Origin of the sequence: Rhodococcus sp. 05-2254-2 (genome assembly GCF_002259095.1) — a bacterium.
Taxonomy (GTDB): domain Bacteria; phylum Actinomycetota; class Actinomycetes; order Mycobacteriales; family Mycobacteriaceae; genus Rhodococcoides.
On the sequence record NZ_NOZJ01000003.1, the window covers coordinates 119556 to 142006 of the forward strand.

The 22451-nt window shown below is 63.9% G+C and carries 18 protein-coding genes; 9 read left to right on the top strand and 9 right to left on the bottom strand.

Features of this window, described 5'->3' with window-relative positions:
* Positions 1-201: 201 nt before the first annotated feature.
* A complete protein-coding gene (locus CH283_RS05290) occupies positions 202-3588 on the top strand; it encodes a pyruvate carboxylase (RefSeq protein ID WP_094639105.1) in 3387 nt (1128 codons plus the stop codon).
* A gap of 5 nt (positions 3589-3593) precedes the next feature.
* Here CH283_RS05290 and CH283_RS05295 read toward each other — a convergent pair whose 3' ends face one another.
* Genes CH283_RS05295 through CH283_RS05310 form a run of 4 tightly spaced genes read right to left on the bottom strand, consistent with a single transcriptional unit; the run spans position 3594 to position 8331 of the window.
* On the bottom strand, positions 3594-4655 hold the full coding sequence (locus tag CH283_RS05295) for an acyl-CoA dehydrogenase family protein (protein ID WP_094639106.1): 1062 nt from the start codon (positions 4653-4655) through the stop codon (positions 3594-3596).
* Complete coding sequence (locus CH283_RS05300) at positions 4652-5866, bottom strand: acyl-CoA dehydrogenase family protein (protein WP_094639107.1); 1215 nt, start codon at positions 5864-5866, stop codon at positions 4652-4654. Before CH283_RS05300 ends, CH283_RS05295 begins: the two co-directional genes overlap by 4 nt.
* Positions 5863-6609: an enoyl-CoA hydratase-related protein gene (locus CH283_RS05305; RefSeq protein WP_231893954.1), complete on the bottom strand. Its 747-nt coding sequence runs from the start codon at positions 6607-6609 to the stop codon at positions 5863-5865. The genes CH283_RS05300 and CH283_RS05305 overlap by 4 nt, the downstream gene beginning before the upstream one ends.
* A gap of 45 nt (positions 6610-6654) precedes the next feature.
* Positions 6655-8331 carry an AMP-binding protein gene (locus tag CH283_RS05310; protein ID WP_094639108.1) on the bottom strand — a complete coding sequence of 559 codons (1677 nt, stop codon included), beginning with the start codon at positions 8329-8331 and terminating at the stop codon, positions 6655-6657.
* 117 nt (positions 8332-8448) lie between these two features.
* Here CH283_RS05310 and CH283_RS05315 point away from each other — a divergent pair, with 117 nt between their 5' ends.
* The gene (locus tag CH283_RS05315) at positions 8449-9195 is read left to right on the top strand and encodes a FadR/GntR family transcriptional regulator (RefSeq protein ID WP_094639109.1); all 747 of its coding nucleotides are present in this window, start codon (positions 8449-8451) and stop codon (positions 9193-9195) included.
* 85 nt (positions 9196-9280) lie between these two features.
* Here the strand turns inward: CH283_RS05315 and mftR are convergent, their stop codons facing one another.
* A complete protein-coding gene (mftR, locus tag CH283_RS05320; protein ID WP_094639110.1) occupies positions 9281-9934 on the bottom strand; it encodes a mycofactocin system transcriptional regulator in 654 nt (217 codons plus the stop codon).
* Between the two features lie 105 nt (positions 9935-10039).
* Here mftR and mftA point away from each other — a divergent pair, with 105 nt between their 5' ends.
* Genes mftA through mftD (CH283_RS05345) form a run of 5 tightly spaced genes read left to right on the top strand, consistent with a single transcriptional unit; the run spans position 10040 to position 14078 of the window.
* Entirely contained in the window at positions 10040-10153 is a 114-nt protein-coding gene (mftA, locus tag CH283_RS05325) for a mycofactocin precursor MftA (protein WP_094639111.1), read from the top strand.
* A 2-nt stretch (positions 10154-10155) separates the two neighbouring features.
* Positions 10156-10449 (top strand): mycofactocin biosynthesis chaperone MftB, encoded by a 294-nt coding sequence (mftB, locus tag CH283_RS05330; protein ID WP_094639112.1) that lies wholly within the window; start codon positions 10156-10158, stop codon positions 10447-10449.
* Between the two features lie 34 nt (positions 10450-10483).
* Complete coding sequence (mftC, locus tag CH283_RS05335; RefSeq protein ID WP_094639113.1) at positions 10484-11716, top strand: mycofactocin radical SAM maturase; 1233 nt, start codon at positions 10484-10486, stop codon at positions 11714-11716.
* Positions 11716-12894 (top strand): pre-mycofactocin synthase MftD, encoded by a 1179-nt coding sequence (mftD, locus tag CH283_RS05340; RefSeq protein ID WP_068051503.1) that lies wholly within the window; start codon positions 11716-11718, stop codon positions 12892-12894. The genes mftC and mftD (CH283_RS05340) overlap by 1 nt, the downstream gene beginning before the upstream one ends.
* Positions 12891-14078, top strand: a complete 1188-nt coding sequence (gene mftD / locus CH283_RS05345; RefSeq protein ID WP_094639177.1) for a pre-mycofactocin synthase MftD — start codon at positions 12891-12893, stop codon at positions 14076-14078. Before mftD (CH283_RS05340) ends, mftD (CH283_RS05345) begins: the two co-directional genes overlap by 4 nt.
* Before the next feature lie 81 nt (positions 14079-14159).
* Here the strand turns inward: mftD (CH283_RS05345) and CH283_RS28655 are convergent, their stop codons facing one another.
* Entirely contained in the window at positions 14160-14486 is a 327-nt protein-coding gene (locus CH283_RS28655) for a LuxR C-terminal-related transcriptional regulator (protein ID WP_255183093.1), read from the bottom strand.
* Between the two features lie 224 nt (positions 14487-14710).
* Between CH283_RS28655 and CH283_RS05355 the strand changes: the two genes are divergently transcribed.
* Entirely contained in the window at positions 14711-18487 is a 3777-nt protein-coding gene (locus CH283_RS05355; RefSeq protein ID WP_094639114.1) for an NACHT and WD repeat domain-containing protein, read from the top strand.
* Positions 18488-18505: 18 nt separating this feature from the next.
* Here CH283_RS05355 and CH283_RS05360 read toward each other — a convergent pair whose 3' ends face one another.
* The 3 genes from CH283_RS05360 to CH283_RS05370 all read right to left on the bottom strand — a co-directional run bounded on the left by CH283_RS05360 (position 18506) and on the right by CH283_RS05370 (position 21694).
* Positions 18506-19249 carry an aspartate/glutamate racemase family protein gene (locus tag CH283_RS05360; RefSeq protein ID WP_094639115.1) on the bottom strand — a complete coding sequence of 248 codons (744 nt, stop codon included), beginning with the start codon at positions 19247-19249 and terminating at the stop codon, positions 18506-18508.
* 10 nt (positions 19250-19259) lie between these two features.
* Positions 19260-20813 (bottom strand): NCS1 family nucleobase:cation symporter-1, encoded by a 1554-nt coding sequence (locus tag CH283_RS05365; RefSeq protein WP_068051515.1) that lies wholly within the window; start codon positions 20811-20813, stop codon positions 19260-19262.
* 164 nt (positions 20814-20977) lie between these two features.
* Positions 20978-21694, bottom strand: coding sequence for a GntR family transcriptional regulator (locus CH283_RS05370; protein ID WP_068051513.1), 717 nt, complete (start codon positions 21692-21694; stop codon positions 20978-20980).
* 70 nt (positions 21695-21764) lie between these two features.
* Here CH283_RS05370 and mftE point away from each other — a divergent pair, with 70 nt between their 5' ends.
* Positions 21765-22451 (top strand): mycofactocin biosynthesis peptidyl-dipeptidase MftE, encoded by a 687-nt coding sequence (mftE, locus tag CH283_RS05375; protein ID WP_068051498.1) that lies wholly within the window; start codon positions 21765-21767, stop codon positions 22449-22451.

Genomic DNA, 22451 nt, shown 5'->3' on the forward strand with positions numbered 1-22451 from the left:
TCTGCCGTTGATGCCGGACTGTATTTCAAGTCACACTATAGAAACTGTGGAGCAAAAGAAACATGTACAGAGATATTTTCCGGCAAGTCGCACGCATGTGACGACGGCGAAAATCTCCACAGTAACTTTATATGAAGTGTAGTAATGGTCACTGTCTTGTGCGAGACTCGGATCACATCCCTGGTCTTGGAGAGGAACTCCATGTTCGAAAAAGTCCTCGTCGCCAATCGCGGAGAGATTGCTGTCCGTGCTTTCCGTGCCGCCGTCGAACTCGGCGCCTCGACGGTTGCGGTCTATCCTTTCGAGGATCGAAACTCCGCTCATCGCGCCAAGGCCTTCGAGGCGTACCAGATCGGTGACCCGGGAAACCCGGTCGGCGCTTACCTTTCGGTCGACGCTGTCATGGCTGCGGTACGTGAGTCGGGAGCCGACGCGGTGTATCCCGGATACGGATTCCTTTCGGAGAACCCGGCATTGGCAACGGCGTGCAAGGATGCCGGCATCACCTTCGTCGGTCCATCGGTCGAGGTCCTCGAGCTCACCGGTGACAAGTCCCGGGCGATCGCCGCAGCGAAAGCGGCCGGGTTGCCGGTCTTGGCTTCGTCGCCTCCGTCCGACGAGCCGGACGTGCTGATCGACGCGGCCCGGGCCATGACTTTCCCCCTGTTCGTCAAAGCGGTCGCCGGTGGCGGTGGACGTGGAATGCGCAGAGTGCCTGCGCCGGAGCAACTCCGAGACGCGATCGAGGCAGCCTCGCGTGAAGCGAAAGCCGCATTCGGTGACGGGACCGTGTTCCTCGAACAGGCGGTCATCGATCCCCGGCATATCGAGGTGCAAATCCTCGGCGATTCGAGTGGGGAAATCATCCATCTGTTCGAGCGGGACTGCTCACTGCAGCGACGTCACCAGAAGGTCGTCGAAGTGGCGCCCGCACCCGGTCTCGATCCCGAACTCCGGCAACAGATGTGTGCCGATGCGGTGGCCTTCGCTCGACACATCGGCTACACCTGCGCCGGCACTGTCGAGTTTCTGCTCGATCCGCACGGAAACTACGTCTTCATCGAGATGAATCCCAGAATCCAGGTGGAGCACACCGTCACCGAGGAGATCACCGACGTGGACCTGGTGACGTCGCAACTGCGGATCGCATTCGGAGACACCCTGGCCGATCTGGGTCTGAGCCAGGACGACATAGAAATCCGGAGGTCGGCGATTCAATGCCGGATCACCACGGAGGATCCAACCGACGGATTCCGTCCCGACACCGGTGAGATCACCGCCTACCGCACACCGGGAGGATCGGGTGTGCGATTGGACGGCAGCGTCGGAGTCGGATCGGAGATCAGCCCTCACTTCGACTCGATGCTCGTCAAGATCATCTGCAGAGCAGCAGATTTCGCGACGGCCTGTGCTCGCTCCCGGCGCGCGGTCACCGAGTTCCGGGTGCGAGGAGTCGCGACCAACATTTCGTTTCTGCAAGCGGTCCTGGAAGATCCGGACTTTCTCGCATGGAACGTCGACACGAACTTCATCGAGGGCCATCCACTTCTGTTGACGCAGAACGTCTCTGCAGACCGCGGCTCTCGTATTCTTCGGTATCTCGCAGACGTGACCGTCAACCGCCCGCACGGGGAACGTCCGTCGCCGGTGTACCCCGTCGACAAGCTTCCTCCCATTGACGCTCACACAGCCCCGCCTGCAGGCTCCCGCGATCGGCTCCGTGCACTCGGCCCGGCCGGCTTCGCAGCCGATCTTCGCTCGGCCTCCGCTCTTGCAGTGACCGATACGACGTTTCGGGACGCTCATCAATCGCTGCTGGCCACGCGGATACGCACCCGTGATCTGGTGGCCGTGGCACCCCACGTCGCGCGACTGACACCGCAGCTGTTGTCGGTGGAGGCGTGGGGTGGTGCAACGTACGATGTCGCGCTGCGCTTCCTGCACGAGAATCCGTGGGAACGGCTCGCGCTGTTGCGATCCGCGATGCCCAACATCTGTCTCCAGATGCTGCTGCGCGGCCGGAACACCGTGGGATACACGGCTTATCCGGACAGCGTGACGCATGCTTTCGTGGCGGAGGCGGCCGAGACCGGTATCGACATCTTCCGAATCTTCGATGCTCTGAACAATGTCGATCAGATGAGGCCCGCGATCGATGCGGTGCGTGATACCGGTGTCGCGGTGGCGGAGGTGGCAATGTCCTACACCGGTGACCTGGCCGATCCGGGCGAGAGCCTCTACACCCTCGACTACTATCTCCGGTTGGCCGAGGAGATCGTCGAGGCGGGAGCTCATGTTCTGGCCGTCAAGGACATGGCCGGCCTGCTGCGTCCGGCTGCGGCAGCCACCTTGGTCACCGCCTTGCGGTCACGGTTCGACCTCCCCGTGCACCTGCACACCCACGACACACCGGGCGGCCAGTTAGCTACCTATTACGCCGCGTGGCAAGCGGGAGTAGACGCTGTGGACGGCGCAAGCGCGGCGCTCGCCGGCACGACGAGCCAGCCGGCACTGTCGGCCATCGTGGCCGCAACCGAACACACCGATCGCGCAACCGGCCTCGATCTCGGCTCGGTATGCGACCTCGAACCGTACTGGGCTGCAGTGCGATCGGCGTATGCGCCCTTCGAATCCGGACTGCGGGCACCGACGGGACGGGTGTACACGCACGAGATCCCGGGTGGCCAACTCTCCAATCTCAGGCAGCAGGCGGCCGCATTGGGACTTGCGGAGCGCTTCGAGGACATCGAGGAGGCGTACGAAGGTGCAGACCGCATTCTGGGGCGGATCACCAAGGTCACACCGTCCTCGAAGGTCGTGGGGGACCTGGCGATGGCTCTGGTCGGTGCAGATGCCACCGCAGCGGAATTCGCTGCCGACCCGTCGAGCTACGACATTCCAGGATCGGTCGTCGACTTCTTCCGTGGTGATCTCGGCACGCCGGCCGGAGGTTGGCCCGAACCGCTGCGGAGTCGGGCGCTGAAGGGGAGGGCAGAGGCCTCCCCGCAGGTTTCGGTCGGTGCCGCGGATCGAGCGGCTCTGGCAACGTCGGGACGCGAGCGGCAAGAGACGTTGAACAGGTTGCTGTTCCCGGGGCCAGCTGCTGAGTTCGAGCGACACCGCGACAGCTACGGCGATACGTCGCAGCTGTCGACCAATCAGTATTTCTACGGGTTGCGACAGGGCGAAGAACATCGAGTCGTGCTCGAACCGGGGGTGGAATTGCTCATCGGATTGGAGGCGATCTCCGATCCCGACCCCTCGGGAAGTCGAAATGTGTTGTGCGTCCTCAACGGTCAACTGCGGCCGGTGCGTGTGCGTGATCGGAGCATCGAGAGCGCCTCACGGTCCGCCGAGAAGGCAGACCGCACCGATCCTGCTCATCTGTCCGCACCTTTCAGCGGCGTGGTGACGCTGTCGGTGAAAGAGGGTGACACCGTGGACAAGGGGGAGTCGGTCGGATCCATCGAAGCGATGAAGATGGAAGCGACGATCACCGCGACCACCGCAGGCGTTGTCACCCGAGTGCTGATCGGCGGCGGGGCACCGGTCGAGGGCGGTGACCTGTTGTTGGTGGTAGGGGCCTAGGGCCCTCAGGGACCCTGCACGAGGGCGGCCGCAACGGCCTCCACGTGCAGGGTGGTGCTTCCGAACAGGAGCTCGCTGGTCTTGGCCCGACGAAAGTACCTGTGCAATGGGTGTTCCCACGTGAAGCCGATGCCCCCGTGGATCTGGATTGACTCCTCGGCGGCGAACGTAGCGGCCCGCGAAGCGAGCACTCGCGCGGTGGCCGCAGCGACGGAGAACTCCGGGCCGCGTCGCGTGTCGGCTCCCGCGGCGTCGAGCACAGCGGCCTCGGCCAGTTCGATCGCGATCGACATGTCGGTCAGACGATGCTTGATCGCTTGGAACGACCCGATGGCCCGGCCGAATTGTCGCCGGGTCTTCGCATAGTCCACCGACATCTCCAGGCAGGCCCGCGCCGCGCCCACTTGCTCGGCGGCAAGTGCCGTGATCGCCACTGCTTGCGCTGTGTCGAGACCGGCCGACATGTCTGCGCCGGTGATTCGGTGCGCGAGGGCACCGGAGAATTCGACGCGAGCAAGCCCTCGGGTGAAATCCAATGTTTCTCGGCGAGTTCGGATAACTCCCTCTGCGTGTGCGTCGATCGCAGCGAGGTGAGGTCCGTCCGATCCGTTCGCGACCACGAGCAACACATCGGCATCGGAGCCGTCGACGACGGACTCCTGGGCACCGTCGAGAACGACGGTGTCGGAATCCTGTACGCGCGCGGTGACGAGCGACGTGCCGAAGGGAAATCCCGTCACGAGCGCTGCAGTGGCGGAGCCATCGGCGATCGGCGGGAGGTACTGCGCGCAGGCAGCATCGGAACCGGCATGCAGCAGAGTGAGCCCGGCCAAGATCACCGACGAGAAGTACGGAGCACTTCCGAGAGATCGACCGAGTTCGGACATCACGACAACAGTGTCCTTCAGCGTGAAGCCCGCACCGCCGACGTGTTCGGGGAACGGAATCTCGGTCAAGCCCATCTCCAGAAGCGCAGGCCATACATCCCGTCCTGCGGCAGTTCTGGACAAGGACGCGCGCAGACTACTGCTCAGGTCCTGCTGTTCTTCGGACAGTTCGAGTCTCATACGAGGCCTTCCCGTGGTTCACGCGGCAAGCCGAGTCCGCGTTCGCCGATGATGTTGCGCTGAATCTCGTCCGAGCCCCCGGCAATTCGGTAGCCGGGTGCGCCGAGAAGATGCTCGGTCCAGGCGAAGGTGTCGGGCACCCCGGTGTCGGCCAGGATGCTCGGCCCGAGGAACGACGCCGCGGCGTCGCCGATTCGCTTGAGGTTCTGAGTCCAGACCAGCTTGCCGATGGAACCCTCCACGCCCGGGACCGCCCCGGCCAACTCTCGCTCGGCGTACCGGGCTACCAGCAACGCCGCGGCTCGCTCGTAGATCGCCGCGTCGGCGAGCTGCTGGCGAACCAGTGGGTCGTCGGTTATGCCCAAAGTCTTTGCCAGCCGGACCAAGTCGGCACTGTTTCCTCCGGCGCTGACAATTCCTGCGCTCGAACTTCGCTCGAAGCCGAGCGTCGTGAGTGCGACAGTCCAGCCGTCCCCCTCGGCTCCGAGGCGCAGCGAGTCCGGCAATTCGACATCGGAGAAGAACACTTCGTTGAAGGTCGAGCCACCGGACATCTGGCGGATCGGTCTGATATCGACACCCGGGGTGTGCATCGGCACCATGAATGCCGTCATACCCCGGTGTTTCGGGACTGTCGTATCGGTGCGGGCGATGAGTAGACCCCATTCCGAGAACTGGGCTCCCGAGCTCCACACTTTCTGGCCGTTCACCCGCCAGCCACCGTCGGTTTTCGTTGCCTTGGTGGACAATCCGGCGAGGTCGGAACCGGCTCCGGGCTCCGAGAACAGCTGACAACACAGTTGTTCGGCCCGCAGAAAGGACGTGACGAACTGCTGCTTCTGCTCGTCCGTGCCCAGGGCATGAATTGTCGGGGCCACCAGTTCGACAGTGACAAGGACGCTTTCGTGCCGGTCCGGCGCTGCGAAGTCTCGCTCGAGCCCGACGAACGCGCGCTCGTGGCTTGCGGTCAACCCCGGACCGCCCCATTCCGGAGCCCACGTGATGGCTCCGAAGCCGGCGTCGACGCGCACCCCCTGCCAGCGTTTGGCTGCGTCGATGAGCTGCTGCTCCTCGACGTGGCTGCGATCGTGGAAGATCGCGTAACTCGAATCGGTCGATTCGTTGCTTCGCCGCGCCAGGTTTTCTTCGAGCCATGCCTCGGCCTTCTCGGTGAAGGCCCGAACGTCGATACCGCGATCATCCGGCGTCATGCCTTCTTGCCTCCTGCCATCTCGGCAATACGTGCCTCGACTGCAGACTTCGAGTCCGGGTGTTCGGACAGGCGCAGTGTGAACGTCTGTTCCAGCTCGTATCCACGCTTGAGATCGAGGTCCTCGCAGCCGTTGAGCGACTTCTTCGCCAGGGTGAGTGCGTAGCGGCTCTTCGACGCAATGGATCGCGCACGTGTCATGGCCGTGGCCGGACAGTCGTCATGTGGGACGACCTCGATCGGTGCGCCCCACCTGCGCAGGGTTTCGGCGTCGACAGCTTCGGCGGTGAAGAACATCCGCCGCATGGCTTGCTGCGGCAGCATTCGGGCCGTGAACCGGCCGCCGCCGAGCACACCGACCCCCATTTCCGGCAGGCCGAAGGTCGCTCGCTCCGACGCGACCACCAGATCGCAGACCGAGGTCAATCCGAATCCGCTTCCGAGGCAGGGGCCGTTGACGGCCGCGATCACCGGGAGTGCGCAGTCCAGCACTCCGAAAATCGCTCGGCGCGCTTCCCGCATCTCGATCTCTCCGCCGATCGAATCCATGACCCGAAAGCTTCCGAGATCGTTTCCGGCGCAGAATATTCGGCCACGACCGGTCAGCACCACAGCGCGAATATCCTGGTTGTCCGACAGTGCCTCGAAGACCGTAGCGATCTCCCCGTACATCTGCGTGTCGATGGCGTTGACCTTGCCGCGGGCCAATTCGACCACTGCGATGCCGGGTTCCGGCTCGGTCACCGTGAGATGTTCGATTCCATCAGGCTGGAGAGGCATTGGGAGGTCCTATCTTTCGTGTGCTGCGGCAAAGGTCATCGCAGCCATCTGCGGCGGCACCGTGACGCGGTTCTGCGTCCAGTTGCGCAGCGCGAACTTCTGAATTTTTCCGCTTGCCGTCTTGGGCAGCGAATCAACGATGAACAGGCTTTCCGGAATTTTCTGCATGGCGATTCGGCGGTGCACGAGGAACTCACGCACCTCCTCGAGACTCAGGTCTCGGTGCTCGCGGGTGACGACGAATGCGCAACCACGTTCTCCCGTCACAGGATCGGGACCTGCCACCACGGCAATCTCGAGCACGTCGGGGTGTGCGCCGAGCTCGTTCTCCACGTCGTAGGCGCTGACCTTTTCACCCGACCGGTTGATGATGTCCTTGATTCGCCCCACCACATGGAGGGCACCGCTGGCGTCGAAGCGGCCGAGATCACCGGTACGGAAAAATCCGTCCTCGGTGAACGCCGCCGTATTGAGAGAGGCATCGAGGTAGCCGAGAAAGGTGTCCGGTCCACGCCATAGAATCTCGCCGACATCGCCGGTCTGCGCGAGTCCACCGTCGGCATCGGTCACAATCACCTCGGTCGACTCGATGGGGCGACCGTCGGATTTCATCCGCAGGGCAGGCGGGTCCCACCGGTCCGCTGTGGTGACCGACGGCCCCTCGGTGGCCCCGTACATCCGAACGACGGTGCCGAGGCGGGTGGTGGCCGCCGCGGTCAGAGCATCGGGGATGTCGGCTCCACCGCAGACTATGTACCGGATCGACGGGGTCGACGAGTCGGTCGCCTCGGCGGCATCGAGCAAGCCTCGAAGGAACGGCGTCGAGAAGATCATGAAGCTGCACCGTTCGTCGATCACTCGCTGCAACGCCGTCACCGGATCCCAGTCGGCCTGCAACACCACGGTTGCGCCCACTACGAACGGGAGAACCAGAGCGCAGTTGACTCCGGTGATGTGCGTGACCGGGGACGGATTGAAGACTACGTCGGTTTCGTTCAGTCCGAACCACCGCGCCATCGAAAGGTTTTCGTAGACCAGCGTGTTGTGGCTGTGCAGTACGCCTTTGGGGTCTGCGGTCGTCCCCGACGTGTAGAGCAACAAGCAGACGTCGTCGGGCGACGGAGAAGTCGCAGCATCGAGGTCGGCGACCATCGAGTCCGTGACCTCGCCGATCAGGTCGGTCCACCTCGTGCCAGGTCGGTCGTCCACGTAATCGCCAACGGTGACAATCGATTCGAGGTCCGGTAGTTCGGCGGAGAGATCGCTGTACATGTCGGTGACGTCGACCCCGTGCAACTCCGCGGGTACGAAGGCGATCCGCGCCCGCGACTGACCGAAGATGAATCGCAGCTCACGAAACCGGTAGATCGGCACGATCGGATTGGCGATGGCTCCGAGCTTCATCGCGGCATGGAATACGACGATTGCCTCGGTGCAGTTGGGGAGTTGGAATGCGATCACATCGTCGGAGGTGATTCCTCTGGCGTGCAAGGCAGCCGCCAGACGAGTCGCGTCACGGTCGATGTCGGCGAATGTCGCGCGCCGGTCGCCGTCCACCACTGCAGTGGCGTCGGGGTAGAGGCGAGCGGCACGCGAGAGGTAATGCCCGATCGGAAGATCTCTCCACAGCCCGCGTTCGCGATACGTCCGGGCGAGGTCGATGTCCGGCGGCCGAGTCGGCAACATGGTCGGCTCCTGCCCTAGTCCCTCAGTTTTCTGACAATCACTACAGTAACTAAGCTATCAAACTATGTATAGAGTTAGCCCGCATCACACCGAGAACAACGATGTCAGGTCATAGACATGACAGCTGAGGAGAGCACCGCTCCGCGGGTGCGGTCGCCCAAGGTCTCCGCGAGGATCGCCAACATCATCGCGGACCGGATCCTCGACGGGGGCGTCGTGGAGGGGGAGCGGTTGCCCACGGAAAAAGACATGATGGCCGAGCACGGTGTTGCTCGGACCACGGTCCGTGAAGCGCTGCGGTTGCTCGAAAGCCGTGATCTGGTCACCATCAAGTCGGGGATCGGCGGCGGCCCTGTGGTCAAGCGACCGAGGCTCGAATCGCTCGGCAACACCATGAAGCTGTTCCTGCAGTTGGACGGGGCCAACATCAGCGATGTCATAGATGCCCGTCTGATGCTCGAGCCCATCATCGCTCGCGAGGCCGCGACGAATGTGAGCGACGAGCAGATACAGCTCATGCAGAGTGCTCTCGACCGAATGCGTGAGGACCCCGGTGATTACGGAAATTTCCAGGAGAACAATGCAGAGTTCCAGCGGGGGGTGTACGACGCGGCCGGAAATCCGGTCCTGAACATCCTGATGGAAACTCTCTGGTTGTTGGTACGTGACGCCGAACCGAACGAGCATCCTCTCGCGACGCGGCTTGCGGCTATCGAGATGCAGCAGGACGTTCTCGACGCGCTGAGCTTGCGCGATCCCGACGCTGCTGCGGCCACGATGAGCGCGTTCGTCGGCGAATCGGCGAAGTACTACCGCCGCCGCCTGCGGGCCATCATTTCCCGTCCGGTTCGGTGGCAGATGTAGATCTCGAGGTGGTGTCGGAGCGGATCTCGTCGCTGACTCCATCGAGCTGACGGTGTGAGTCGGCGCAGTGCTCGGTTTCCAGTGCTCACTCGATGTGCTCTCCGTCCAGTTGGCTTTCGACAGTGCCGCTGGACGCTCGGAGTGGACCGACGCCGGTGAAGAGAACCGACGCTCCTGCAGTCAGAAGCTCGGGAAGGCTGTTGTTCTCGTCGATCAGCCAATGCTCGTACGCCGAGATCGCCACCCCCAAGAGCATCCATCCGACAGTGCGCGGAAGATGGTCGCCGGGGTCGGAGTTCGTCCGTGCTGCCACGTATTCGGCGATGACCTGACGCCAGCCCTCGTACATCACCATCGAGTAGCTCTGCAGTGCTGGATTTCCCAGGATCAGTGCCATGCGCTGACGGTGTACGGCGGCTTCTTCCTCGGGAAATGTGTTGAACTGCAACAGGGCCGAGTGCAGTCCGTCCGCGAGTCCGACACTGCCGGGCAGGTCGTTCAGATGCGTCCTCAATGCCGTGAGTTGAGCGTCGAAATCGCCCCAGGGAACTGCGTTCTTGGACGGGAAGTAGCGAAAGAACGTGCGCCTCGCGATGCCCGCAGCATCGGCTATGTCGTCGACGCTGGTCTCCTCGAATCCCTTGGCGGCGAACAGTTCGATTCCGAGATCGCTCAGTTCGCCCCGCGTTGTGGACGGGCGCCTACCTGGCTGACTGGACGGTTTTGCGCTCCTGACCATTTTCTTCTTTCCATTCTCTGGTTTTCTGCACTCAGTGTCATTATGTTGGTGACCCAAGCCACTGTCGACTCCGATTGTGGTCCGAACAACCTCAGGAGGTTTCCGATGTCGAAGAACAACGAGAACGCTGTAGTCGATACGGCAGTCGTCGAATCCGATCTGGTCGAAGAGTCGTTGGTCGAGGAAGTATCCATCGACGGCATGTGCGGCGTGTACTGATCATGACCACTGCGGTGCGCGAGGACCTCGACGAGTTGGACCTGGATGTGCGGTGGATTCTGCATCCGCAGGTGGCGTTGCGGCCGGAGTCGTTCGGGGCGCTGCTCTACCACTTCGGAACTCGCAAGCTCTCGTTCCTGAAGAACCGCACGATCGTGGCGATCATCGAATCGCTGCCCGACCACCCGGATATGCGGTCGGCGATTGCGGCTGCGGGCATCACCGAGTCGCAGTCGGTGCCGTATGTGACGGCACTCGCGACGCTGGCCCGCTCGAACATGATCACTCGCCCGTAAAGCCCTGACCTATCGCAGAAGAGGACTTCCGCCCATGACCTCCACCCTCGAAAGACCAGCTCCGGTAGGAAAACTGGTCGATCAATTCGAACTCGGACTCGACGCCCCCATCTGTCTGACGTGGGAGTTGACCTACGCCTGCAACCTTTCCTGCGTGCACTGCCTGTCCTCGTCGGGTCGCCGTGACCCGCGCGAACTCAGTACCGAGCAGTGCAAGTCGATCATCGACGAGCTGCAGAAGATGCAGGTGTTCTACGTCAACATCGGTGGCGGTGAGCCGACGGTGCGGTCGGACTTCTGGGAGCTCGTCGACTATGCGACTGCGCATCAGGTGGGGGTGAAGTTCTCCACCAACGGGGTCAAGATCGACAAGAAGGTCGCGGCGCGTTTGGCTGCGTCGGATTACGTGGATGTGCAGATCTCCATCGACGGCGCTACGGCAGAGGTCAACGACGCGGTCCGCGGGCCGGGCTCGTTCGACATGGCCTGCCGTGCATTGGAGAATCTGAAGGAGGCGGGCTTCCGGGACGCGAAGATCTCGGTGGTCGTCACCCGGCACAACGTTTCTCAGCTCGACGACTTCAAGGCCTTGGCCGACAAATACGCTGCGACACTGCGCATCACGCGGCTTCGACCGTCGGGACGTGGCGCGGATGTCTGGGACGATCTGCATCCGACGGCGGGGCAGCAGCGAGAGCTCTACAACTGGCTCGTCGCGAACGGTGAGGGGGTGTTGACCGGTGATTCGTTTTTCCACCTGTCGGCGTTCGGTGATGCTATGCCCGGACTGAACCTGTGCGGTGCCGGGCGTGTGGTGTGTCTGATCGACCCGATCGGCGACGTGTACGCATGCCCGTTCGCCATTCACGAGAACTTCCTCGCCGGCAACATCGTGCGAGACGCGAAAGACGGCATGGGCGGGTTCCAATCCGTCTGGCAGACTTCCGAATTGTTCCAGGAGTTGAGGTCTCCGCAGACCTCGGGTGCGTGCACCAAGTGTGCTCATTTCGATGCGTGCCGCGGTGGCTGCATGGCGGCGAAATTCTTCACGGGCCTGCCCATGGACGGTCCTGATCCCGAATGCGTCATCGGTAACGGCGAAATGGCGTTGGCGGCGGCGGGGGAGATCCCCAAGTCCAGCGTCGATCATTCCCGTACCGGGCAGCGCAAGACCCCACGAAAGTCGGTGCCGCTGACGCTGATGATGCGTCCCCCGGCGAAGATCTGCGACGAGAACCCGCTCGCAGGAATGGAACAGGAACACTGATGGCCAAGAGTGCGTGGTTCGAGACCGTTGCCGAAGCGCAGCGACGAGCGAAGAAACGTCTACCGAAGTCCGTGTACGCCGCACTCGTGGCGGGGTCCGAACGCGGGTTGACGATCGACGACAACATGGCAGCATTCGGCGAACTGGGGTTCGCCCCGCACGTTGCCGGTCTGTCCGACAAGCGGGACTTGTCGACGACTGTGATGGGGCAACCCCTGTCGTTCCCGGTGATGATCTCCCCGACGGGTGTCCAGGCGGTGCATCCCGACGGTGAGGTCGCCGTCGCGAGAGCTGCTGCAGCGCGGGGCATTGCGATCGGATTGTCCTCGTTCGCCAGCAAGTCCGTCGAGGAGGTCGCTGCGGCGAATCCGCAGACGTTCTTCCAGATGTACTGGGTGGGCTCGCGCGAGATCCTGCTGCAGCGGATGGAGCGGGCACGCGCCGCGGGAGCCGTCGGATTGATCATGACCCTGGACTGGTCGTTCTCCAACGGCCGCGATTGGGGCAGCCCGTCGATTCCGGAGAAGATGGACCTCAAGGCAATGGTGCAATTCGCTCCCGAGGGCATCATGCGACCGAAGTGGTTGTGGGAGTTCGCCAAGACCGGCAAGATTCCCGACCTGACGACGCCGAATCTGACGCCACCCACCGGTGGTCCTGCGCCGACGTTCTTCGGAGCGTACGGCGAATGGATGGGCACCCCGTTGCCGACGTGGGAGGACGTGGCCTGGCTCCGCGAGCAGTGGGGTGGGCCGTTCATGCTCAAGGGAGTGATGCGCGTCGACGACGCCAAACGAGCCGTCGACGCGGGCGTGACGGCTATTTCCGTCTCCAATCACGGCGGCAACAATCTCGACGGCACCCCGGCTCCGATCCGGGCGTTGCCTGCGATCGCCGAAGCCGTGGGCGATCAGATCGAGATCACCCTCGACGGCGGAATCCGACGCGGCAGCGACGTGGTGAAAGCACTCGCACTCGGTGCGCGTGCGGTGCTCATCGGCCGGGCGTACCTGTGGGGTCTGTCGGCCGGCGGTCAGGCAGGCGTGGAGAACGTCCTCGACATTCTGCGCGGCGGAGTCGATTCCGCCGTCCTCGGGCTCGGACACACCTCGGTACACGATCTCTCGCCGTCGGATGTGGTGATGCCGCCCGGGTTCGACCGGAAGCTCGGCGTCTGAGCACCAGCGTGTGGTTCGAGACCGTTGCCGAAGCGCAGCGGCGAGCACGGAAGCGCCTCCCGACGTCGGTGTACTCGGCGCTGGTAGCAGGTTCCGAACGTGGTCTGACCGCGGCGGACAACACCGCCGCGTTCGCCCAACTCGGGTTCGCCCCACACGTGGCAGGATTGTCGGACACCCGAGAGTTGTCGACGACACTGATGGGGCAACCGCTGGCGTTCCCGGCGATGATCTCCCCGACGGGTGTGCAGGCGGTACACCCGGACGGTGAGGTCGCCGTCGCCAGAGCTGCTGCGGCGCGGGGGATTTCGATGGGGTTGTCGTTGTTCGCGAGCAAACCGATCGAAGAGGTCGTGGCCGCGAACCCGCAGACGTTCTTTCAGCTGCACTGGGCCGGTTCACGAGAGTTGTTGCAGCACATGCTTCAGCGTGCACGTGATGCAGGCGCGGTCGGGCTGATTCTGACGATGGACTGGTCGTTCTCGGAGGGCCGTGACTGGGGTAGCCCGGTGATTCCCGAACGCCTCGATCCGAGGGCGATGATCCGGTTCGCACCGCAAGCGCTGTGCCGGCCACGGTGGCTGACGCAGTGGGCCAGGTCGGGCGCGTTCCCTGATCTGACTGCCCCGAACCTCGCTCCGCCCGGTGGGCCTGCGCCGACGTTCTTCGCTGCGTATCGGGAGTGGAAATCCACCGCGCTGCCCACGTGGCACGACATCGCGTGGTTGCGTGAGCAGTGGGACGGGCCGTTCATGCTCAAGGGCATCTCGCGAGTCGATGACGCACTGCGGGCCGTGGACGCAGGCGTGACCGCGGTTTCGGTGTCCAATCACGGCGGTAACAATCTCGACGGTTCCCCGGCGTCGATCCGGGTGCTGCCGTCCATCGCCGAGGCGGTGGGCGATCAGGTCGAGATCACCCTCGACGGTGGTGTGCGTCGGGGAAGTGACGTGGCGAAGGCACTCGCGCTCGGTGCGCGGGCAGTGCTGATCGGACGCGCATACCTGTGGGGTCTAGCGGCTGATGGTCAGGCCGGCGTGGAGAACGTGCTCGACATCCTGCGCGGCGGCCTGGACTCCGCGGTCCTCGGTCTCGGCCACGCGTCGGTCCACGAACTGTCACCGTCGGATGTCCTCGTGCCGCCTGACTTCACGCCGTCGAATCAGCTCCCCGGTCTGGGATAACCGACGCCGATCGGAGTCCGGGATCCAGAACCGAGGAGCCGATTCGACGCGGCCGGCCGCCATGGAAAGGCGAATCGACAGTCACCATTCGGACAGGTGAGTGTGGCCGTCCTGTAGTGCGCGAGCGAACAGGGCGGCCTTCGTCGGCGCGTTGCGTCCCACCGCCGCGTATTTCTGCCGGATGCGGGTGATGTGGGTGTTGATCGTGCCCACCGAGATGTAGACGGACCGAGCTGCGACCGTTTTCGAGTCGGAGGCGAACCAGGCGAGCATGACCTCGATCTCGCGGGCGCTCAACGCAGGCTTGCGGTGGGGAGCTTCGAGCGGTGTCGGGACTGCACCGGGTCCCCGCTGTGCCGGCCTCCGGAACGGGTGATGCACTGCCGATGCCAGCGTTTGTTCGAGCACGAGAATTTCCCCCCTGGAGTGTCCACTTGCCCCGACCACACCGTCCATCGTCGACTGGACTTCGTCGCAGATCCAGCTGAACGGGCATGTCCGTACAAGGTCAATACGGACGGCCACGGACTCCGTACGAGCGTCATTCAAACGCATCAATTTGCTGTTCGTGCAGCTCAGCGCGACGCGCGAGTGCCTCTATCGAGGTTTTCCCGGTTCTATAGTTCTCGCTCATGACCATCGACCGTCCGGATCCTTCGTCGATCACGGACCGCACGGAATTCGCGGCAGCATTGCGTGCGATCCGGACCGAGGCGGGTGCCACGGTCCGAGAGATCGTCGAGCGTTCCGGTGGCTTGCACGGCACCATCGGTGGCTGGTTCTCCGGACATCACGTCCCGACCAAAGCCAGCGCCGAGATGTTCGCCGCCGTACTGATCGCATGCGGCGTCGCCGACGAGGACGAGCGCGCCCTGTGGTGGGACGCGGTGTCGAGGGTGCGGTCGATCCCGGGCAGGCGGACCGTCGATCCGGTGAAGGGCGACCCTCCGTACAAGGGTCTCGAGGCGTTCGAGCCGGCCGATGCGGAGTGGTTCTTCGGCCGTGACGACGTGATCGAGCGTCTGAGCACGCGCGTCCGGGAAGCCCTCGGCTCCGGTGGAGGCATCGTCTTCGTCGTCGGTGCTTCGGGCTCCGGCAAGTCCTCGCTCCTGCGTGCCGGGCTGGCATCGAGATTCCCCGGTTCGAAAGTCCATTCCGGCGTCGGCGATATTCGTGCCTTCCCCGAGCGAGCCGAATCCTTTGCGCCGGGATCGGTTCTCGTCCTCGATCAGGCCGAGGAGTTGTGGACACTGGCGACACCGGTCGAGCGCGAGAACTTTCTGCGTGCGGCAGCGGCGTTGCCGAGCGCGGGGTCGGTTCTCGTGGTCGGACTGCGGGCGGATTTCTACCAGAACGCCGTGTCCGAGGACGCGCTGCTCGCCGGCCTGTCCGACAACCCGGTGGTTGTCGGGCGTCTCACCGAGTCACAACTGCGGGAGGTCATCGTGTCGCCTGCCGCGAAGGCGGGTCTCTCCGTCGAGGCCGCCCTCGTGCAGGTCTTGGTCGGCGAATTGGGTCCACGCGGATCGCAGTTCGCCCACGACTCCGGCGCTTTGCCGCTGCTGTCCCATGCCCTGCTCACCACGTGGCAGGTGTCGAGCGGCAGAACGTTGACTGTCTCGGACTATCTCGCAACCGGCGGGATCGGCGGTGCCGTGGGGCAGAGCGCCGAAGAAGTGTTCTCGGCCTTGACCGCCGAACAGCAGTGCGAGACACGGCGCATCTTCATGCGGTTGATCAATCTCGACGACGAGGTCGTCACTCGTCGCCGAGTCGATCGTGTGGAGCTGTTCAACGGAGACGAGAACGCGGACGCGGTCACCGACGTCGACATCGTCGTCGAACGGTTTGCCGCACGCAGACTGCTGACCGTCGGAGAAGAGACCGTCCAGATCACCCACGAGGCGTTGCTGACGGCGTGGCAGCGGCTGCGCGAGTGGCTCGACGACGATCGTCAGTGGCTCGTCGAGCACCGTCGACTCACCCAGGCCGCAGAACTGTGGGAGAACAACGATCGCGACGACGGTTCGTTGCTGCCGGAATCGAGGTTGGCGCTGGTGCAGGAATCTCTCGGTCCGGTACGTCGGCGAGATCTCAACTCGGTCGAGAGACGGTATCTCGACGCGAGTGCGAACCGAATCGAGCAACAGAACCGCAGCGACCGACGTCGGCGACGCACCCTCGAAACGCTCGTCACTGCACTCGCGCTTCTGACCGTACTGGCTGTGACACTGGCAGTGACCGCGTTCGTTGCTCGGTCGGACGCGAACAACCGACGGGTCGAGGCCGAGCGCGCGGAGGCAGAGGCTGTCTCACGTCAGATCGCCGGTGTCGCACAGCAATTGAGGAGTCAAGATCCCGGGCTGGCGGCATACTTCGCGTTGGCGTCGTACGAGGTGGACCGCACGACGGAGGCGCGGTCGTCGCTACTCGATTCATCTGCGATCCACACTCCTGTGCGGCTGCTCGGAGTGGAGGGTCAGGCGGTGACCGCGGTCGACCCGCGCGGAAACATCGTGGCGACAGCCGGTTCCGACGGACACGTGCGGATGTGGTCGCTCGCAGACGGGCACGCGAAGCTCGGTGAAATCGTCTCGCGTGACCCACCGGTGCTGGCGTTCCATCCGCAGGGTGGAATGCTCGCTGTGGGAGGGTTCCGCGGCGTCGAATTGTGGGATGTCGTAGACCCGGCGGTACCGATAATGTTGTCGCGCACAGACACAACCGGCGTTCGTAGCCTGTCGTTTTCTCCTGACGGTCGGTTACTGCTCGTCGGCACCCAGGACGAGTCGTTGCCTCTTCTCGATGTCTCCGAGCCGGCCCGGCCCCGCATGCTGGGTGAGATTGCTCAACCTGGTTCGCCGACAGCGACCGAGTTCAGTCCTGACGGCCGCTTCCTCGTGACGGTCGGTGCCGGGCGCGCGATGCGGGTGTGGGACGCGCAACGACTTCCCGGTTCGACTGCACCACAGACTGTTCCACTGCTCGGGCTTCCCTCGGACGGCTCCACCTATACCGCACAGCAGCTGGCCTTTTCTCCTGACGGAGCGACGTTGATCGCGGGGACCACCGGGCAGGAGGTTCTGCGGTGGGCCGTCGATGCAGCCGGCCGGCTCACCCCATTGCCTCCATTGACCGGCTTCACCAGCTACGTCAACGATGTGGCGTTCAGCAGCGACGGGACTCGGATTGCTGCGGCGAGTTCGGACAATTCCTCGCGGGTGTGGGACGCGGCCTCGGGCACGCTGAATCTGACGCTTCCCGGTCCGATCCAGGTGAGTTCGCTGGCATTTTCACCCGATGGCTTGTCGATCGTGACTGCGAGTGGTGATGGCGTCACCCGAATCTGGCCGATTCTCGGACCGGCGCTACCCGATGCCGGTGACACCGTCTGGCAGACCCCCACCGACGAGTCCGGTACCCGATTGCTCGCAGGTGCCGGTCGCCGTGCTCCCGGCTCGATCCTCTGGGACGTCTCCGATGTGGAGCATCCGGTGGCGTCGCCGCCGTTGGTGATCGAGGACGGCGTCGAGCAGACCGGTGCGGTGGCCCTCACGGCCGACGGCACCCTGGCTGCTGTCGGCACGACCACAGGGGGGTTCCGACTCTGGGACACCAGCGATCTCGCCGATCCGGTCGCCCTCGGTGGCATTCGGCAGGCAAGCGCCAGTTTGACTGCGGCGATGGCGTTCGACCGGTCGGGAACCCTGCTTGTTGTGGCCGGCCAGAGCTCGAACGACGTGTCGCTGTGGTCGTTGACGGATCCTTCTGCTCCGCGCGCGTTGTCCACCCTGGACGCGGGAAACTATCCGGCGGGACTGGCGCTGTCTCCGGACGGGAAAGTACTTGCCATCGCCAGTGTCGGTGGCGTGGTCGAGCTGTGGGACATCGGCGATCCTACCGATCCGGACCGAACGGGCACACTCGGAGGTTTCGGGAGTGCCGTCCAGGCCGTGGTCATCTCACCGGACGGGCGGACTCTGGCCGCGGGAAGTGCGGATCGCTCGATTCGACTGTGGGACATGGAGAATTCATCCGCACCACAGCATCGGAGTCGCATCGTGGGGCCGTCCAGTCCGATTTACTCGCTCAGATTCGATCGGTCCGGCACCCGCTTGGCCGCGGGTGACGGGGGATCGACGCTCTGGGTGTGGACTGTGGCGAACCGTTCCGCACCGGAGCAGTACGCAGCCCTCACCGCGTACGGCCAGCGTGTCTACGATGCGGTCTTCGTCGGCGACGGTGGGGTGCTGTACGGCGGTGGTACTGCCCGCGACCTCCGCATGTGGCGGACCGAGCCGGACGAGGTCCGCAGTCGCCTGTGCGAATCCGGGGGCTCGGTGGTCACCGAAGCCGAATGGGCCCGCTATCTGCCCGGGGTGCCGTATCGGCAGTTGTGCGAGACCTGATCGACCGCGGAGCCAGGGCTAAGGATCAGGGATCGGTCGGCTGAAACCCTCCAGCATCCCGGTGTAGCGCTTGGGCGGCGGAGCGGCGAATTCGCCCCTCTTTCCGGTACCCAGTCCCAGCGAGATCAGTGACTGCACGAACAGTGTTCCCGCGGCGACGCCGTCGACCACCGGTACGCCGATCTCGGCCGAAATGTGTTGGCACAGATCGGCCATCCCCGCACATCCGAGGACCACTGCATCGCTACCGTCCGTCTCCACGGCGATGCGGCACACCTCGGTGACGATCTTGCGGGCGTCGGGGTCCGTCTCGAGATCGAGGACCGGCAGGTCGCACGCGTGGATACCGAGGCAGTGGCGTCCGAAGCCGTAGTGGTTCGCCAGATCCTGGGCACGCCCGACGGTGCGTCCGAGTGTGGTGACGACGCTGAATCCTCGGCCCAGGAAGCTCGCGGCGTGCATGGCCGCCTCGGCGATACCGATGACCGGCCCGGCCGCGAGCTCGCGAGCCGCGTCCATGCCGGGATCGCCGAAGCAGGCGATGACGTAGCCGTCGACCCCTGCGGCCTCGCCGCTGGCGATCTCGGCGAGAATTCCTGGGACGCTGAGGGCTTCGTCGACATGGCTCTCGATCGAGACGGGCCCCATCGAGGGGCTGACCGCGTCGACGACCGTGCCCGGGCCGACCACGGCCCGGGCACAGTCACCGATCGTTGCGGTCATCGAACTGGTGGTGTTCGGATTGATGACCTTGATGAGCACGGAAGAGATCCTATGCTTTCGCTGGAACGTCGAAGTTGGTGACAGCCAGCTTGGTTCGCGTCGCAAGGAAGTAGTACGAGGCGAATCCGATGCCGCAGCCGATGAACCAGCTGTACTTCGACGCCGTGGACATACCGGCGATCTCCAGGCCGTCGACGGCTCCGTTGAACAGCACGGTGAACATCGCCACCGCTGCGCCGGCGACGGTCGCGTACACCGCCGCCGGGTTGTAGCCCTTCGAGTACCAGTACAGGCCGGTCTTGGACATCGAGAAGAGTTCGTCGACCGCCACGTGCTGCTTACGGATCAGGTAGTAGTCGGCGATCAGGATTCCGAACAGAGGCCCGATGAACGCGCCGAGGGTCTCGAGCGTCAGGTGGATGACCTCGGGATTGTTGTACAGGTTCCACGGGGTGATCAATACCGAACCGACTGCGGCGATCATGCCACCGGCGCGCCAGCTGATGCGTTGCGGGCTGACGTTGGAGAAGTCGAACGCCGGAGCGATGAAGTTGGCCACGATGTTGATGCCGACCGTCGCAATGGCGAAGGTGAGGGCACCGAGGACGATGGCGAAGGTGCTGTCGATACGGGCGACCGTCTCGACAGGGTCGGTGATCAGCTCGCCGAACACCGGCAGAGTCAGCGAGGCGGTGACGACAACGAGGATGGAGAACACCAGGAAGTTGACCGGCAGACCGAGGAAGTTGCCCTTCTTGACGGCAGCGTAGGACTTTCCGTATCGAGAGAAGTCACCGAAGTTGAGCATCGGGCCGGAGAAGTACGAGACGACGAGCGCAATGGCTCCCAGCATGACGGGAACGGCGCTGAAGCCGGTGTACTCGACATCGCCGAGGGTGAGATCGATTGCGCCCCAGCCGGCTTTCCAGATCAGGTAGCCGCACAGCATGAACATGACGACGTAGACGGCAGGGCCGCAGAAGTCGATGAACTTGCGGATCGACTCCATCCCGCGCCAGAACACCGCAGCCTGGACAACCCAGAGGAACAGGAAGCTCGCCCAACCGAGCAGCGACAGTCCGGCGAAACCGTAGTCCGCGGTGACGGCGTACGGAGCCAGAGACGGGAACAGCTTGATCAGCACGATGTCGAGGGCAGCCGATGCCAAGAATGTCTGGATGCCGTACCAGGCCACCGCGATCAGGCCACGGATGATCGCCGGGATGTTGGCACCGAGCACTCCGAACACGCTACGACAGATGACCGGATACGGAACCCCCGTCACCTGGCTCGGCTTGGCGACCAGATTGCAGAAGAAGTAGACGATCGTGATGCCGACGAGCAACGCGATCAGCACCTGCCAACTGGCCAGCCCGAGCGCGAACAGGCTGCCCGCCGTCACGTAACCGCCGACCGAGTGCACGTCCGACATCCAGAAGGCGAAGAGGTTGTACGAAGTCCACGTCTGCTTCTTCAGCGGAGCGAGATCCTCGTTGGTCAGCCGTGGGTCGTAGGTGTCCTTGATCAGTCCACCACCGACGGGGTGGCCCGCGGCTTCCACGAGATCTCCCGTTTGAGCGGGACCGTGCGCTGTATCTGTCATCGATGCTCCTGACGGCATGGCGTATGAGACGAACGAAGGAGGTGAACGAGCGAATGAGGAAAAGTTAGCGGCGAAGTGTTGCGCACTCGTGACGAGAGCGATATATCTTTTCGGTCGTTCCTGCAGGCTCCACTCCCGCATCTTTTCCGGCTGTTGCTGAGGCTCTATTCCGACGACGGATCGGCGAACAATCCGTGATCGTTCGACAGTGTCGAAATGACCGAATTGAGACGCGTGTGGTGATGCTGCGCGGCGCGCAGCAAGCCCGCGGAATCGCCGGCCAGAAATGCCGCGAGCATTTCGGCGTGATCGCTGTGCAGCGACGCCCTGTCCGACCCGGCGACATGCACCATGGGTTGCACGGGTTCGGTGATGTTCCAGGCGGATTCGAGCATGTGCAGCAATCGTTGCATGCGGGACGGACGGGTCAGGGACAGGTGGAACTCACGCGAGAGGCGGTGGTATTCTCGCGAGTCGTCCTGGGCAAGCGAGGCCTCGAGTTGACGATTGATCTCGACGATATGGGCCCGGTCGGCCTCGGTGGCGAGCCCGACTGCGGACGGTAGTGCAGCCGTCTCCAATACCTCTCGCACAATGTACATTTCGCGAAGTTCGGCTGCGGTCAACTGCGCAACCGTGTAGCCCAGATTCGGTCGATGATCGACCAGTCCCTCGCCGATGAGTGTCTTGAGGGATTCGCGCACCGGAATTCTGCTCACCCCGAAGAGTTCCGCTACTTCATTGAGTGGAATCGGCGTATTCGGCGGCGCATCGCCGGCCAGAATGACTCGGCGTAACTCTTGCAGAATTGTCGGTTGCGGGCCGCCGGGTGCCGATATCGACAATTGCGAGAGCAATACGGATCGGCGACGGGGTGGCACGAATCGAAGATTATCGTCGCAGTGTTTCGGCGGCGTGACGTCCTCGTTCCATCCGATAGCATCTGCACTCATGGCCACGGACCCCCTCGGTACGCAGTACTGGCCGGACCTGGACGGGTCTCGCACCCTGGTGGTGCCGGTCGGCTCGATCGAGCAGCACGGTCCGCACCTCCCGCTCGATACCGACACTCGTATCGCAACCGCCGTGGCGCACACCATCGAGGATGCTCTCGTGGCCCCCGCGATCGCGTACGGAGCCAGTGGCGAGCACGAGGGATTTCCCGGCACCGTCTCGATCGGGGCCGTAGCGCTCGAATCGGTTCTGGTGGAGTACGGACGTTCTGCATGCCGCTGGGCCGAGCGAGTGGTGTTCGTCAACGGACACGGAGGCAACGGCCCCACCGTGCGCTCTGCCGTACTGCTGCTGCGCTACGAGGGCCGCGACGTCGTGTGGTTTCCGTGCGCGATACCGGGAGCAGATGCTCACGCCGGGCGCACCGAAACGTCGTTGCTGCTGCACCTTTCGCCCGAGGTGGTGAACATGAGCAAGGCCGAGGTGGGCAATGTCGCCGACATCGCCGACCTGTTGCCTGCGCTTCGCGTCGACGGCATGGCACCGATCACTGCGAACGGGGTGCTCGGTGATCCCACCGGGGCCGATCCGGAGGAGGGGCGTCGGATGTTCGAGCAGCTCTGCACCCGCGCCGGCGACGCTGTGCAGAGATGGAGTCCCTCCGAGCACGGAGTGATCACATGA